Source organism: Rhodococcus sp. LB1 (assembly GCF_001583455.1).
GTDB lineage: Bacteria > Actinomycetota > Actinomycetes > Mycobacteriales > Mycobacteriaceae > Rhodococcus_F > Rhodococcus_F opacus.
Genome location: NZ_LTCZ01000290.1, coordinates 303,110 through 317,191 on the forward strand (window position 1 = coordinate 303,110; position 14,082 = coordinate 317,191).

The following is a 14,082-nucleotide window of genomic DNA, read 5'->3' on the forward strand; positions in this document are numbered from 1 at the left end:
GACCGTCAGATGCCGTTCATCCGCACCTACACCTGTGTTCACCTGCGGCAGTTAGCACTCCCCTGCTCTTGTGTGCCAGGCACTGTCGGGCGCATTCTTCAAGTACCCAACGAGGTGTGCAGAACCAGTCGTGTTCGCAGCGTGTCATCACACCGAGGAGGCAGAGATGAACAGGGACGGCTACATCGGCATCTCGCCCTTCCAGGCCGCGGGTACCTTGCGGGGATTCGTCATTTCCGGGCGCTGGCCCGACACCACCAAGGAATGGGCCCAGTTGCTCGCACTCGCCGTGCGGGTGGCGTGCGTTCCGGGGCTGCTCCACACCACGACCGTCTTCGGCGCCCACGAGGACCTGCCCGAGGAGCCCGAGCCCGAGACCGTCGGCCTCGTGGTGGCCGAGGGCACAGTTCTCGGGGAGTTCGCGCTCGCCCCCGGTCGCTTCGCGGATCATCAGCCGCCGGCGCTGATGATGTTGCACCCGCCGTCCGAGACGACCCCGTCGCTCCCGGAGTGCGCGGGCGCCGCTTCGGGCTGTGTTCTGCTCCCCGGCCTCCCCCACCTGGGGTTGGAACACCGGGCGGCGTGGGTGGAAGCAGAGGCGGACGGGACGGTGACGTCCATGGTCAGCCGGGTGGGCATCGACCCGATCAGCGATCCCGACACTGCCGTTTTGGCCATGCTGCTGGCCTCGTGAGGGTACCCGAAGTTTCTGCGGTCGGTGTCCCAAACTTATTGCCGCCTTTGCCTTTTCGGATAAGTCACGCTAACGTTACGGACATCGAAGGGGAGTAGCCCCCAATCGCCTGTGTCGACATACTGGCTCGTTGCTTCACCGCACCGGACCCGGCCTGGCGAACCGCCGCCGGACACCCGGCGCCGGTGGGCGAGACCTTCGGCCGGACAGACGTACCCGCGTCTGCCAGGCCGGAGGAATCCACCCGTCATCCTCCGACCGACCACTGGAGGAGGATGCCCGTGCTGACCGCCGCACTACTGAGCTTCGGCGTGATCTTCGTCGCCGAACTGGGAGACAAATCCCAGCTGATGGCGATGACGTTTGCGCTGCGCTACCGCTGGTGGGTCGTGATCGCCGGCATCACCGTCGCGACCACGGTGGTCCACCTGGTGTCCGTCGCCGTCGGCCACTACCTCGGTGTCGCACTCCCGACCGCGGCGATCAGCATCGTCGGCGGTGCCGCCTTCCTGATCTTCGGTGCGTGGACGCTGCGCGGCGACGACCTCAGCGAGGACGAGCAGCTCAAGGCGGGCCGGGCCACCCGCTCCGCGTTCCTGGCCGTCACGTCCGCCTTCTTCCTCGCCGAACTCGGCGACAAGACCATGCTCGCCACCATCACGCTCGCCACCGACCACGACACGGTCGGCGTGTGGATCGGCTCGACCGTCGGCATGGTCGCGGCCGACGCCCTGGCCATCGTCGTCGGCGCCGTGCTGGGTAAGCACCTCCCCGAGAGTGTCATCCGCATCGGCGCGGCCGTTCTGTTCTTCGCGTTCGGCATCTGGTTGCTGCTCGAGGGGCTGCTCCCCGGCAACGTGGCGGGCCCGATCGCCGGCGCCGCAGTCGTCGTTCTGGCGCTGGCCGGTGCGGCCGGTCGCGCAGTGTGGTCGCGGCGCCGCCGCGGTGCCGCGGCAGAGCCCGAACAGATGCAGCACCAGGACTGAACCCGGTCGACAAAGACGCGCCCTCGGGCAATACTCGGAAGCCTTGGAGTACCTCGCAGTTCTCACGGACGAGAGGGCGTGTGTGAACCATCCCGTAGCGAGCGGCAAGCCTGCGATTCTCACCGTCGACGACGATCCCGGGGTGTCCCGCGCGGTCGCCCGCGATCTGCGGCGCCGATACGGCGAGAAGTACCGGATCATCCGCGCCGAATCCGGCGAGTCCGCACTCGACGCGATGAAGCAGATGAAACTGCGCGGGGATCCCGTCGCGGCGATCCTGGCGGACTACCGGATGCCGTCGATGAGCGGGATCGAGTTCCTCGAGAAGGCCATGGACCTGTATCCGGTCGCGCGGCGCGTGCTGCTCACGGCCTACGCCGACACGGACGCGGCCATCGAGGCGATCAACGTCATCGACCTCGACCACTACCTGCTCAAGCCGTGGGACCCGCCGGAGGAAAAGCTGTACCCGGTGGTCGACGCCCTGCTCGAGGCGTGGGCGTCGTCGGATCATCACCCCGCCGAGGAGACGAAGGTCGTGGGTCATCGCTGGGCGCCGCGGTCCTCGGAGGTGCGCGAGTTCCTGGCCCGCAACCAGCTGTCGTACCGCTGGTACATGTCGGACGAACCGGAGGGCGGCCGGCTGCTCAACGCCGCCGGCGAGGACGGCCGGCGACTGCCCGTGGTGATCTGTTCCGACGGCGAATGTCTGGTGGAGCCGTCGGACACCGAACTGGGACGGCATCTCGGACTCCGGACCGACCCGTCGGAGAACTTCTACGACCTGGTCGTCGTCGGCGGCGGACCGGCCGGTCTGGGCGCCGCCGTCTACGGCGCCTCGGAGGGTCTGCGCACCGCCCTGATCGAACGGACCGCGACCGGCGGGCAGGCGGGTCAGAGTTCACGCATCGAGAACTACCTCGGTTTCCCCGACGGCGTGTCCGGCGCGCAGCTCGCCGAACGGGCCCGCAGGCAGGCCACCCGGTTCGGGGCCGAACTGATCACCACCCGCGACGTCGTCGCGCTCGAGGTCAACGGATCGGCGCGGACCGTCCGGTTCGCGGACGGCGACACCATCGACGCGCACACGGTGATCCTGGCGACCGGCGTCTCCTACCGGCGTCATCCCGCGCCCGGAGTCGACGACCTCACCGGTCGCGGCGTCTACTACGGTTCCGCCGTCACCGAGGCCGCCCGCTGCACCGACCAGGACGTCTACATCGTCGGCGGCGCCAACTCCGCCGGACAGGCGGCGGTGTACCTGTCGCGGGGTGCCCGGTCGGTCACCATCGTCGTCCGGGCGCAGTCGCTGGAGGATTCGATGTCGTACTACCTCGTCCAGCAGATCGAACGGAACCCCCGCATCCGCGTGCGGCCGTGCACGGAGGTGATCGGCGTCGAGGGCGAGGGTCACCTCGAGAAGGTCCGGCTGCGCAACAACGCGACCGGCGACGAGGAGACCGTCGACGCCGGGTTCCTGTTCCTGTTCATCGGCGCCGCCCCGCGGACCGAGTGGCTCGAGGGCGTCGTCGCGCGGGACGAGAACGGGTTCGTCGTGTCCGGACCCGACCTCGTCGTCGACGGGAAACCGCCGAGCGGCTGGCCCCTCGACCGACTCCCCCACCACCTCGAGACGAGCGTCCCGGGGATTTTCGCGGCGGGCGACGTGCGCTCCGAATCGGCGAAGCGGGTGGCGTCGGCGGTCGGGGAAGGCGCCATGGCCGTGATGCTCGTCCACCGCTACATCGGCCAACCGTGACCAGGGGCAGACCATGACCCAACTCCCGTGCAATCCCCCCGAGCTGAGGACGTTGTTTCTCTTCGAGAAGCTCACCGATCACCAGCTCGAGCAGCTGTGCGAGAAGGGGCACGTCGAGCTGATCGAACCCGGCCCCGTGTTCGCGGAGGGTGAGGTCGCGACGTGCTTCTACGTGCTGATCGAAGGCGAGCTCGTGCTGAGCAAGCTGTCGGGCGGCGAGGAGATCGAGTTCAGCCGGACGTCCCAGCGCGGCGTGTACTCCGGAGCCTGGCAGTCGTACCTCGGTGACCGCGCTCCCCAGACGTACACCGCGTCGATGCGCGTCACCGCCCCGTCGAGGTTCTTCGTCCTCGACGCCGACCGTTTCGGGCAGCTGATGCGCGAGTGGTTCCCGATGGCCGTGCACCTGCTGGAGGGGCTGTTCTTCGGCAACCAGAACGCGAAGCAGGTCGTCGATCAGCGGGAACGCCTCCTCGCGCTGGGGTCGCTGTCGGCGGGGCTCACGCACGAACTCAACAACCCGGCGGCCGCCGCGGTCCGGGCGACGGCGTCGCTGCGCGACCGGGTGTCGCACATGCGGCAGAAACTGAGCGTGATCGCCTCCGGCGTGTACGACCGGCAGGCGCTGGCCACGTTGATCCGGTTGCAGGAGGAGACCGCCGAACTGGTCGCGAAGGCGCCGACGCTGACCCCGCTCGAAGCCTCCGACCGCGAGGACGAACTCGGCGACTGGTTCGACGACCACGGCGTCTCCGGGGGCTGGGACCTGGCGCCCACGTTCGTGCAGGCGGGTCTCGACGTGCCGTGGCTCGAGCGGATCGTCGCCAGCGTCGACGACGAATCGATGGTCGAGAGCGCGATCCGCTGGCTCAACTACACCATCGAGACCGAACTGCTGATGAACGAGATCGCCGACTCGACCGCCCGGGTGTCCACCCTGGTGAACGCAGCGAAGCAGTACTCGCAGATGGACCGTGCCCCCTACCAGCGCGTCGATCTGCGGGAACTGCTCGACAGCTCGCTGGTGATGCTCGGCCGCAAGATCGGCGACTCCGTCACGGTGGTGAAGGAGTACGACCCGACCTTGCCGCAGATCCCGGCGTACGCCGCGGAACTCAACCAGGTGTGGACGAACCTCATCGACAACGCCGTCGCCGCCATGGACGGCCACGGCACCCTCACCGTCCGCACCCGGCGCGACGGCGACATGGCCCTCATCGAGATCGGCGACACCGGACCGGGTGTGCCCGAAGAGATCCGGTCGCGCATCTTCGAACCGTTCTTCACGACGAAACCCGTGGGCGAGGGAACCGGACTCGGCCTCGACATCTCGTGGCGGATCGTCGTGAAGAAGCACCGCGGCGACCTGCGTGTGGAGTCCGAGCCGGGCGACACCCGATTCCAGGTCCGTATTCCGATCGAACCCGAAGTCGCAGCAGCAGAAGGAGCCTCAGATGGGTGAGCTGGAGGGAATCGACCCGAACGTGCCGCCGAGCGGAGAGGGGTGCGCCGAATGCGACAGCGCCGGCGGGTGGTGGGTGCACCTGCGCCGCTGCGCGCAGTGCGGCCACATCGGTTGCTGCGACTCCTCCCCGGAACAGCACGCCACCAAGCACGCCGCCGACACCGGACACCCCGTCGTGCGGAGCTTCGAACCGGGCGAGAACTGGTTCTGGAACTACGCCACCGAGATTGCCTTCGAAGGCCCCGACCTCGCCCCGCCGCAACATCATCCGATCGACCAGACCGTCCCCGGTCCCGGCTCCCGGGTTCCGCCGAACTGGCAGGCCTACATTCACTGACTCGAGCAGTCAGAGTTGCTCGAGGCGGTGTGCCGTCGCCGCGTCCTGCTCGTCGTACCGGGCCAGCGCCGCTTCGAACGTCGCCTTCAGGTCCAGCGCGTAACGCTCGTGCGCCGCGAACGTCCCGACCGCCGAGTTCTCGACGGGGACGCCCGGGCCGCCGATCGCCGTCGCCCGGAACCGCGCAGCCAGTTCCGCCGCCGACCGCAGATGAGTTTCGCCGAGACCGAAACTCTCGGGCGCCAGTTCACGGCGCGCTCGCTCTCGCAGGTCCTGCATGTCGGCCGCCAACACCTCGCACGCGGCGATGGACCGCACCAACGCGTCGCGGTCCACTTCGAGCCGGTCCTCGGTCATCCGTCCCCCTACGGTCGCCCTCCGCGCGTCCCCTGATCCGCGCGAGAAGACAAACTACCCGCTCCCCCGCCCGTGACGTTTCCCTCACCTCTGCCGTCACACCGAGCGGGCGTTATGGTGCAGGTCACCAGGGTCGGCCAACGGAGGTCGCCGGGAAAGTAAGGATGCGAACTGTGGAAATTCAGGGAACCGCCGCACTGGTCACCGGAGCGGCCTCGGGCCTCGGCGCCGCCACCGCCAAGCGTCTCGCCGACGCCGGAGCCACCGTGTTCGGACTCGACCTGCAGCAGTCCATCGAGCGCGCCGGCGACAACGTCCCCGACGGCGTGACCCTCCTCGCCACCGACGTCACCAGCGGCGACGAGGTCCAGGCCGCAATCGAGAAGATCGTCGAGTCGGGTCTGCCGCTGCGCATCGTCGTCAACTGCGCCGGCGTCGGCTGGGCCGGCCGCATCCTGTCGAAGAAGGGCCCGCACGACCTCGAACTGTTCCGCACCGTCATCACCGTCAACCTGCTCGGCACGTTCAACGTGATGCGCCTCGCCGCCGACGCCATCGCCAAGACCGACACCGTCGACGAGTCCGGGCAGCGCGGCGCCATCATCAACACCGCGTCCGTCGCCGCGTTCGAGGGCCAGATCGGCCAAATCGCCTACTCCGCATCCAAAGGCGGCGTGCACGGCATGACCGTCCCGGCCGCCCGCGACCTCGCGCAGTTCGGCATCCGCGTCAACACCATCGCCCCCGGCATCATCGACACCCCGATGCTCGCCGGGGTCACCGACGAATACCGCAAGGGCCTCGAAGCCGGCGTCCCGTTCCCCTCGCGCCTCGGTCAGCCCGCCGAATACGCCCAGCTCGCTCAGATGATCGTCGAACACGACTACCTCAACGGTGAGACCATTCGTATGGACGGCGCGCTGCGCATGGCGCCGCGGTAGGCGGCTCCGCCGCCCGTGCGTGGTTAACGAGTCTCTGGACTCTTCAACCGCGCACGGGGCGCGAAGCGCCCTTCGCTGGGGAGGTGGGCATGGGTTTCTACACGAACCGGATCGTTCCGCGACTCGTCGACATCAGTTGCGGGATGAAGTTCACGGAGCCGACGCGACGACGCGTCTGCGCCGGTCTGCACGGGCGTGTGGTGGAAATCGGATTCGGCTCGGGTCTCAACGTCCCGTTCTACCCGGCCGCCGTCGACTCGGTGAGCGCCGTCGAACCCGCCGACCTCGGCTGGAAGCTGGCGCGCAAGCGGCTGGCGGCGTCGACGACACCGGTCGAGCGGTCCGGCCTCGACGGCCAGTCACTCCCCTTCCCGGACAACAGTTTCGACACCGCACTGTCCACATGGACGATGTGCACCATCCCGGACGTCGACGCCGCACTCCGGGAGGTCCGGCGCGTCCTCAAACCGGGCGGCACACTGCATTTCGTCGAGCACGGTCTCGCCCCGGACGCAAACGTCCAGCGGTGGCAGCGCCGGCTCGAACCGATCCAGAAGGCCGTCGCCGGTGGGTGCCACCTCACCCGCGACATCCCCACCCTGGTGACGAACGCCGGATTCGACGTCCAGGACCTCGACCGGTTCTACGAGACGTCCGCGCCGAAGATCGTCGGCGCCTGTTCTCTCGGAGTCGCGGCTTCGCCGCCCGTGCGTGCCTGACGAGTCCAGGGTCTCGTCAACCGCTCACAGGCGGCGGCGCCGCCTGTCGTCGATGTAGAACAGCACGAGGGCTCCGCACAGGAGGGCGGCGGGGATCCAGGCGGCGGATCCGCCGAAGTAGCGGGTGGCGAATGCCCCGACGACGGCCCCACCGGCGAAGCTGCTGACGATGGCGGCGTACACCCGGGTGTGCTGGCGCGATTCGGGGACCTTCTCGATGAATCCGGCGTACGCCGATTCGGTGAAACGCATGAGGTTGCCGGTGGTGGCGACGGCGATGTACGACAGCGACCCGATGGTGCGGAACAGTCCGAACTGCATAGCGGCGACGAACGCGATCGGAACGGTGACCAGTGCGTTGGGCACGTTTGCGGGAACGAACGCGACCGCGACGAGGACGACGATCTGCGCGACCATCGCGATCCGGATCGGGTGGTCGAAGACGCTGTGGGCGAGTTCGCCCTTGAGCAGGTGCGCGAACGCGACACCGACGATGAACGCGAGGATCGGCCACAGGTGGGCCCGTGCGGCGTGGAAGTGACGCTCCGACAGGTCGATGGCCATGAGGATGACGTTGCCGGTCTGGGCGTTCGCGAAGACGCCGCCGCGACTGATGTAGGTGTAGGCGTCGAGGAAGCCGCCCGCAGCGGTGAGGAGCAGAGCGAACCGCAGCGTCGTGGATGTCTTCGGCACCTCCACCTGACCACCCCTACCGAATCGGGCCCTGCCTTGCAGCCTAGAGGTCGGACGCGAGCGGGATCTCCTTCTCGGCCCGATCCGACATCCATTCGCGCAGCACTTTCGTCGCGATGACGTCGTCCTCGTTGTATTGCAGCAGTCGTTCGCGCTGGGTGAGGTCGGGTTCGCCGTCGTAGCCGACGGCTTCGCGGTACCAGCTCATCGACGCTTCACCGCTGGCGTCGGCGTCGCGCCACCGGAATCCGGCGACCGGGGCGATCTTCTTGAGGCCCTTGCCGCCCGGGCAGATGAACTGGTCGCTGATCGCCTGGTAGATGTCGACCCATTGCGGGCTGTCGATGAATTCCCGGATCTCGGCCTCGGTGGGGATGCCGGGTGCCCCGGCGAACCGGCGGGCGGAGTCCAGCAACCACTTGTCCTCCGCGGACCGCGAATAGCAGTACGCGGCGAAGGTTCTGCCGCTCAGCGCCGCCGCTTCCCGCTCGGCCATCAGCCACGTCCAGAATTCGGCGAACGACCGCGCCTCGTCCTGCGTCGGCACCGGGTCCCAACTGACGAACGGCCGGTACGCCGACACCCCGTCCACGTTGAGCAGCGTGCCCCACAGGTAGGCGCCGTGTTCCTGGTAGCTCTCCATGTCGACGTCGACCTCGACGTCCGCGCGCGTCACCCGGATCTCGGGGAACCGTCGCACCAGCGGCGCTCCCGCGAGCCACGCCTTGGCGGTGACGACGGCGTCCTCGAACGCGCCGTGCGGCCAGTCCTCGAGCGGCTCGCGATCCCACGCCGCGAGGTCGTCGATGGTGTGGCAGCCCGCGTCGCGCAGCATGTCGGCGCGCGAACCGGTTGCCACCAGGCTCACGTCGTGTGTCTGGGTCAGCTGCTCCTCGCACCCGGGCCACCACGGGCAGGAACGGCATTCACCGATCCTGGACGGCACGGTCGCCGATTCCCCGCGGGCGACGGCGAGCCGGTCGGCGAATCGTTCGTCGTAGTCGTCGAGGATCGTGGTGAGGTCGTGCACGAAGATGACGTCGGAGCCGTAGCCGATCGCGCCCGCCACCAGGGCCGGACTCGCGAGCCCGTGCCGCTCGAGCATCCGGTACACCTGCGCGACACGCATCTGGTCGCGGACCTGACCGCGCGGCTTCCGCGTGGCGTCCTCCCGCGGTTGCCAGTCGAACATGTCCGACGTCATCGCGCCGCGGCCGGGATCGGTCACCTTGTGATTGACGACGATCACGGGGATGTACCCGCCGTGGTCCTCGTCACGAATGAGGATCTCGCAGCGCGCCCTCCGGCCGGCGTCCCGGTCGAGCGGGAGCACGGCTCCCCAGATGCGGTCCGCGCCTGCCTCGCACGCGGCCACAGTGTCCTCGGCTCGTCGGCGCAGGCTCTGCTCGGTGTCGATCTGCACCCACCGTTGCGGTGCATGCTCGGTGAGGATCCGCCGGACGTCTTCACGCTTTGCGGCGGCGGCGTCCTGACGCTGGCGGACGCCCGGGTCCTCGGGCGCGGCCGCGAGTTGTTCGGGGAACGCCGCATCGAGGTGCACCCGGTGGCGGCACCGCGTCAGTGCGCTGGCATCGATCACCGTCCCCGACGCCTTTCCGGGAGAGGCGTCGGGTTCTGATTGCTGACCGATATGGGAACACACGATGACGAAGATTATGTGCTCCCCTAGGCTGATCCCGAAGCACCGGATGCAGTTGGTAGCGTGGGCTGCGCTGAAACACCAGGAAAAGGGGTCTTTTCGATGGGGTTGTTGAAGAAACGTAAGTCCCGAGCCACCCGCAAGGCGGAAGCCAAGGCACTCAAGCACAAGGCTGGAGTGGAGGCGAAGCTGAGCGCGAAGAACGAACGGAAGCGCGACAAGCAGGCCGCCAGTGCCGGCCGCAAGCTCGAGGCTGCCGAACTGAAGTCGCTGAAGAAGGTCGAGAAGGCTCAGATCGCTGCGTTGAAGGCCGAGGAGAAGGCCGCGGCCCAGAGGGGTTTCACGGTCGCCGCCGTCCGCAAGTACCTCGGCGTCGCTCGCCTGCTGACGCCGGTGCTGCTGCCGATCGCCTACCGCGCCGCCACGGTCGTGCGCGGGCAGATCGATGCCCGGCGTGCCGACCGGATGGGCGTCGACATCGACCAGCTCGCCAACTTCACCGGGCACGGCGCCAAGCTCAGCGCCCGCATCGCCGGCGCCGAAAGCTCCACCACGGAGATCCTCGGCCAGAAGCCGGACGACGCGGAGACGCAGCAGTTCGCCGCCGCGATCCGCGACCGCCTCGGTGATCTCAGCACCGCCGTCCGCGCGGCTGAGCAGATGCCGCAGGCTCGCCGCAAGGCCGCCCATCACGCCATCTCGTCCGAACTCGACGGAGTCGAAGCCGATCTCCTCGCCCGCCTCGGCGTGCGCTGAACGACCCGCCCACCGCAATGTCCCCTGCCCGCCCCGCCACGACCGCCACCCTTCGGGGCTCGGCGGTCGGTGCGCTCGTGGCCGCTCTCGCGGTCGCCGCGCACGGCATCGGCGGGGGCGGCCTTCCCGAATCCGCGGCCCTGACCCTGCTGCTCGTCACGTGCAGCGGTGTCGGCGCGGTCACCGCGCAACTGCCCGCCCGCGTCCACGGACCGCTCGCACTGGTGGGTGCTCTCGGTGTCGGCCAGGTGGCCGGACACTTCGCGCTCACGCTCACCTCGCATGTGCACTCGGCGGTCCCGGCCGTGCCGATGCTGGCCGCGCACTTGGCCGCCACCGTGGTCTGCGCCCTGCTGATCGCGAATGCCGAGCGTCTGTACGGCCCCCTCGTCCACGTCTGGCGGGTGGTGCTCCGCGGCGAACCGCAGCCCGTCTCGGCGGTGCCGACGGCGCACGTCCCCGCGCGTCCCGCGAATCCCGTGGACGCCCTGCTGCGCGCGAGCATTTCACGTCGCGGTCCCCCGGTCCCGGTCTGACTCCCACCTCTTCTCCCTTCAGACCCTCACAAGGACCTTCGATGAATTCCCTCGTTTCCCGTGCCCTTTTCACGGCCGGTGCGGCCGGCGGCGCAATGCTGCTCGCGGCCGGTGTCGCCGCCGCCCACGTCAGCGTCGTCGCCCCCGGCGCCGAGCAGGGCGGCTACTCCGTCCTGACGTTCCGCGTTCCGACCGAGTCCGAGACGGCGTCCACCACCAAGCTGACCGTCACGCTCCCCGACCTGAAGTCGGCGCGAACCACCCCGCTGCCGGGGTGGACGTCCATCGTCGAGAAGGACCCGACGTCCAAGCTCGCGAAGTCCGTGACGTGGACCGCCGACCCCGGTGTCGGTGTCGCGCCCGGCCAGTTCCAGCAGTTCGAGCTGTCCGCCGGACCGCTGCCGGAGCAGGACGAGGTGTCGTTCCCGGCCGCCCAGACGTACAGCGACGGCGAGGTCGTCAACTGGGATCAGGCGGTCGGCGCCGACGGCGCGGAGCCCGACAAGCCGGCACCGACCCTCACGCTGGCCGCGGCGAGCGGTGAAGACCACAGCCATGACGCCGGCGGCGCCACGACGTCCGACGAGACCGAGACGACGGCGTCCGGCACCGACGACACCGCCCGCTGGCTGGGCGGCATCGGCCTGATCCTGGGCGCACTCGGTGCGGCCCTCGGCCTCGGCGCCATGGTCCGGAGCCGTCGCTCATGAGAAGACGCACCACCTTCACGTCGGTGAAGGTGATCGCGGTCGGACTGCTGACCATGCTCGCGAGCATGCTCGGGGCAGGCACCGCGCTCGCCCATTCCGTCGTGATCAGCTCCACCCCCGAGAACGGCGCGGAGATCGCGGCCGGCCCGGAACGGGTGAGCGTCACGTTCAACGAGGCGCTGCAAGAATCGTTCGCGTCGCTCACCGTGGTGGGGCCCGACGGCAACCTGTGGACCAAGGGTGACCCCACCGTCGAGGGGCCCACGGTCAGCGCCGAACTCGGCGAGCTGGGACCGGCCGGTGTGTATACCGTCGCGTTTCGCGTCACGTCCGCCGACGGGCATCCGGTGAGCGGAACCCGCACGTTCACCCTCACCCAGGAGGGGTCGGGCACGCCCGGCGCCGCGGCCGACAGCTCGGGTGACTCCGGCAGCGGTGGAGTTCCGCTGTGGCCGTTCATCGTCGCCGGGGTGGTCGTGTTCGGCGGCGGGCTGTGGTTCGCGCTCCGCAAGCCCCGCGGCGAGAACTGAGCAGGGTGGGTACGGCGCGACAGTCCTGGCTGCTGTTCGCCGTACCCACATCGCTCGTCGGGGTCGCGTGCGGTTGGGCGTTGGCGCAACCGGAAGACCCCTCACCGTCGAGCGCCGTCCGGGCGCTGTGCCTGGTGCTCGGTTCGGCGGTGCTCGGACTCGCCGCGCTGGGCTGGTGGAGTCGCGCGGACAGCCGTCCCCTCGTGCGGGACCAACGGCTGTGGCGGTTGTCGACCGCGGTCGCCGGTGCGTGGCTGCTCGCCGAGGCGGTGCTGCTGTCGATGACGGCGGCGGAGGCCGACGCCCTGGCGTTGTCCGAGCTGTCGGTCGGCCGGTTCGGCGCGTACGTGACCGAGATCAGCGCGGGACGCGTCGACCTCGCCGTTCTCGTGTGCACGGCCGCGGCCACCGCGTGGTCGGCGGTCGCGTTCCGCCGCACCGACGCCCGGCTCCCCGTGCCCGTTCTGGTACTCGCGGCGCTCGCCCTGGTGGCCCGGCCGATCACCGGCCACATGTCGCAGCAGGTTCTCGGCTCGGTCCTCGACGTCGTCCACGCACTGGCCGCCGCGGTGTGGTTCGGGCTCCTCGCCGCACTCGGCCTGATGCTCCGGTCGCGCGGGGACTGGTCGTCGTGGCTGCCGCGGTATTCCGTCGTCGCGTGGCGGTGCGTGTGGCTGCTGACCGCGACAGGGATCGTCGACGCCGCGGTCCGACTGGGCGGGGTGACACCGCTGTTCGACACCGGTTACGGCCGCATCGTGCTCGCGAAGGCGGCGGCGCTGGCGGCGCTCCTCGGGCTCGGCTGGTGGTGGCGGCGAACGTGGGTCGGGCAGGCCGCCGCACACCGGATCAGCGCCGAAGGGTCCCTGCGGCGCGCGATCGTGGAGGTGGTGGTGATGGCCGTTCCGTTCGGTCTCGCCGCCGCCCTCGCTACCACCGCCTGACCCGTGAGTACTTGTTAACGTGCGGCGGTTGATAAGTACTCACGGGCGCGTCAGCGCAAGAGGATCTTCCCGCGGCTGCCGCCCTTTTCGCCGGCGCGCTGAGCGTCGGCGGCATCGGTCAGGGGGAATGTGCGGGCCGGCGGGAGGGCCAGCTTCCCGTCCGCGGCGAGGGCGCCCAGCCGGCGCAGCGTCTCCGCGCTCCGGTCGCCGGCGTTGCCGGACGAGAAGGTGATTCCCAGCCCGAACGCGGCACCGTCCGACAGCGTCACGATCCGGTCGGTGCCCCCGCGCAGGTCCATCGCCGCCTCGAGTCCGCCGAAGCCGACGTCGAGGACGGCATCGACACCGTTCGGGGCCAGTTCGCGGACCCGGTCCGCCAGCCCCTCACCGTACGTCGTGGGGGTCACGCCCAGCTCCCGCAGCGCGTCGTGGTGTTTCTCGCTCGCGGTGCCGATCACGGTGACACCCGAATCCAGCGCCAGTTGCGCCGCAATGGTTCCCACCGCACCCGACGCGCCGTTCACCAGTAACGTCTCTCCGGACTTCGGCTTCAGGAGCCGCAGTCCACGCGTCGCGGCCTCGCCGGCGACCGGAATGCTGGCGGCGTCCGTCCAGCTCAACCCTTTCGGCTTCGGCACGACGATCGAGGCGAGCGCGTATTCGGCGTAGCCGCCGGTGTCGGACCAGCCGAACACCTCGTCGCCGACCACCGCACCGGTCGCCTCCGGACCGACCGCGTCGACTACGCCGGCCACTTCGCTGCCCGGGATCTTCGGGAACTGCACCGACATCACCTCGGCCATTGACCCCGACCGCAGTTTCCAGTCGATCGGGTTCACGCCGGCCGCCCGGATCACGAGGCGCACCTGGTTGCCGGTGGGCTCGGGCACCGGCACGTCGTGGGTCTCGAGCACCTCGGGATCACCGTAGGACGAGTAGGAGACTGCCTTCATGGTCTGCTTCGCGTTGGAATTCGTCATGCAAACAATCTCGTC

General features: G+C 69.4%; 16 protein-coding genes. 12 read left to right on the top strand and 4 right to left on the bottom strand.

The features are described from left to right. Window positions 1–166 precede the first annotated feature (166 nt). The 5 genes from AZG88_RS30910 to AZG88_RS30930 all read left to right on the top strand — a co-directional run bounded on the left by AZG88_RS30910 (window position 167) and on the right by AZG88_RS30930 (window position 5,241). The gene (locus tag AZG88_RS30910) at window positions 167–694 is read left to right on the top strand and encodes a hypothetical protein (protein ID WP_005248897.1); all 528 of its coding nucleotides are present in this window, start codon (window positions 167–169) and stop codon (window positions 692–694) included. Window positions 695–969: 275 nt separating this feature from the next. Beyond that, window positions 970–1,680: a TMEM165/GDT1 family protein gene (locus AZG88_RS30915; protein ID WP_005248898.1), complete on the top strand. Its 711-nt coding sequence runs from the start codon at window positions 970–972 to the stop codon at window positions 1,678–1,680. An 82-nt stretch (window positions 1,681–1,762) separates the two neighbouring features. Continuing rightward, on the top strand, window positions 1,763–3,439 hold the full coding sequence (locus tag AZG88_RS30920; RefSeq protein WP_061041741.1) for an FAD-dependent oxidoreductase: 1,677 nt from the start codon (window positions 1,763–1,765) through the stop codon (window positions 3,437–3,439). A gap of 13 nt (window positions 3,440–3,452) precedes the next feature. Beyond that, window positions 3,453–4,901 carry an ATP-binding protein gene (locus AZG88_RS30925; protein ID WP_061700032.1) on the top strand — a complete coding sequence of 483 codons (1,449 nt, stop codon included), beginning with the start codon at window positions 3,453–3,455 and terminating at the stop codon, window positions 4,899–4,901. Then, window positions 4,894–5,241 (top strand): UBP-type zinc finger domain-containing protein, encoded by a 348-nt coding sequence (locus AZG88_RS30930; RefSeq protein ID WP_005248901.1) that lies wholly within the window; start codon window positions 4,894–4,896, stop codon window positions 5,239–5,241. The genes AZG88_RS30925 and AZG88_RS30930 overlap by 8 nt, the downstream gene beginning before the upstream one ends. Before the next feature lie 9 nt (window positions 5,242–5,250). Here the strand turns inward: AZG88_RS30930 and AZG88_RS30935 are convergent, their stop codons facing one another. After that, window positions 5,251–5,598, bottom strand: a complete 348-nt coding sequence (locus AZG88_RS30935) for a hypothetical protein (RefSeq protein ID WP_061700033.1) — start codon at window positions 5,596–5,598, stop codon at window positions 5,251–5,253. Between the two features lie 173 nt (window positions 5,599–5,771). Between AZG88_RS30935 and AZG88_RS30940 the strand changes: the two genes are divergently transcribed. Next, a complete protein-coding gene (locus tag AZG88_RS30940) occupies window positions 5,772–6,539 on the top strand; it encodes an SDR family NAD(P)-dependent oxidoreductase (protein WP_061700034.1) in 768 nt (255 codons plus the stop codon). A gap of 89 nt (window positions 6,540–6,628) precedes the next feature. After that, window positions 6,629–7,258, top strand: coding sequence for a class I SAM-dependent methyltransferase (locus tag AZG88_RS30945; protein ID WP_061700035.1), 630 nt, complete (start codon window positions 6,629–6,631; stop codon window positions 7,256–7,258). Between the two features lie 24 nt (window positions 7,259–7,282). Here the strand turns inward: AZG88_RS30945 and AZG88_RS30950 are convergent, their stop codons facing one another. Together AZG88_RS30950 and AZG88_RS30955 are read right to left on the bottom strand one after the other, a co-directional pair. Next, window positions 7,283–7,957 carry a YoaK family protein gene (locus AZG88_RS30950; RefSeq protein ID WP_005248905.1) on the bottom strand — a complete coding sequence of 225 codons (675 nt, stop codon included), beginning with the start codon at window positions 7,955–7,957 and terminating at the stop codon, window positions 7,283–7,285. Between the two features lie 37 nt (window positions 7,958–7,994). Next, window positions 7,995–9,551 (bottom strand): TM0106 family RecB-like putative nuclease, encoded by a 1,557-nt coding sequence (locus AZG88_RS30955; RefSeq protein WP_025431641.1) that lies wholly within the window; start codon window positions 9,549–9,551, stop codon window positions 7,995–7,997. A gap of 162 nt (window positions 9,552–9,713) precedes the next feature. Between AZG88_RS30955 and AZG88_RS30960 the strand changes: the two genes are divergently transcribed. From AZG88_RS30960 to AZG88_RS30980, 5 genes are read left to right on the top strand one after another with little or no spacing between them, the layout of a single operon-like run. Beyond that, window positions 9,714–10,367, top strand: a complete 654-nt coding sequence (locus tag AZG88_RS30960) for a DUF6474 family protein (protein WP_005248907.1) — start codon at window positions 9,714–9,716, stop codon at window positions 10,365–10,367. A gap of 17 nt (window positions 10,368–10,384) precedes the next feature. Next, window positions 10,385–10,903 (top strand): hypothetical protein, encoded by a 519-nt coding sequence (locus tag AZG88_RS30965; RefSeq protein ID WP_061700036.1) that lies wholly within the window; start codon window positions 10,385–10,387, stop codon window positions 10,901–10,903. 41 nt (window positions 10,904–10,944) lie between these two features. Next, entirely contained in the window at window positions 10,945–11,613 is a 669-nt protein-coding gene (locus AZG88_RS30970; protein WP_061700037.1) for a YcnI family copper-binding membrane protein, read from the top strand. Next, window positions 11,610–12,143, top strand: coding sequence for a copper resistance CopC family protein (locus AZG88_RS30975; protein ID WP_005248910.1), 534 nt, complete (start codon window positions 11,610–11,612; stop codon window positions 12,141–12,143). The genes AZG88_RS30970 and AZG88_RS30975 overlap by 4 nt, the downstream gene beginning before the upstream one ends. Before the next feature lie 5 nt (window positions 12,144–12,148). Continuing rightward, entirely contained in the window at window positions 12,149–13,087 is a 939-nt protein-coding gene (locus AZG88_RS30980; protein WP_061700038.1) for a CopD family protein, read from the top strand. Window positions 13,088–13,137: 50 nt separating this feature from the next. On the opposite strand, the gene AZG88_RS30985 is transcribed toward AZG88_RS30980, so the two are convergent. Continuing rightward, on the bottom strand, window positions 13,138–14,067 hold the full coding sequence (locus tag AZG88_RS30985) for an NADP-dependent oxidoreductase (protein WP_061700039.1): 930 nt from the start codon (window positions 14,065–14,067) through the stop codon (window positions 13,138–13,140). Between the last annotated feature and the right edge of the window lie 15 nt (window positions 14,068–14,082).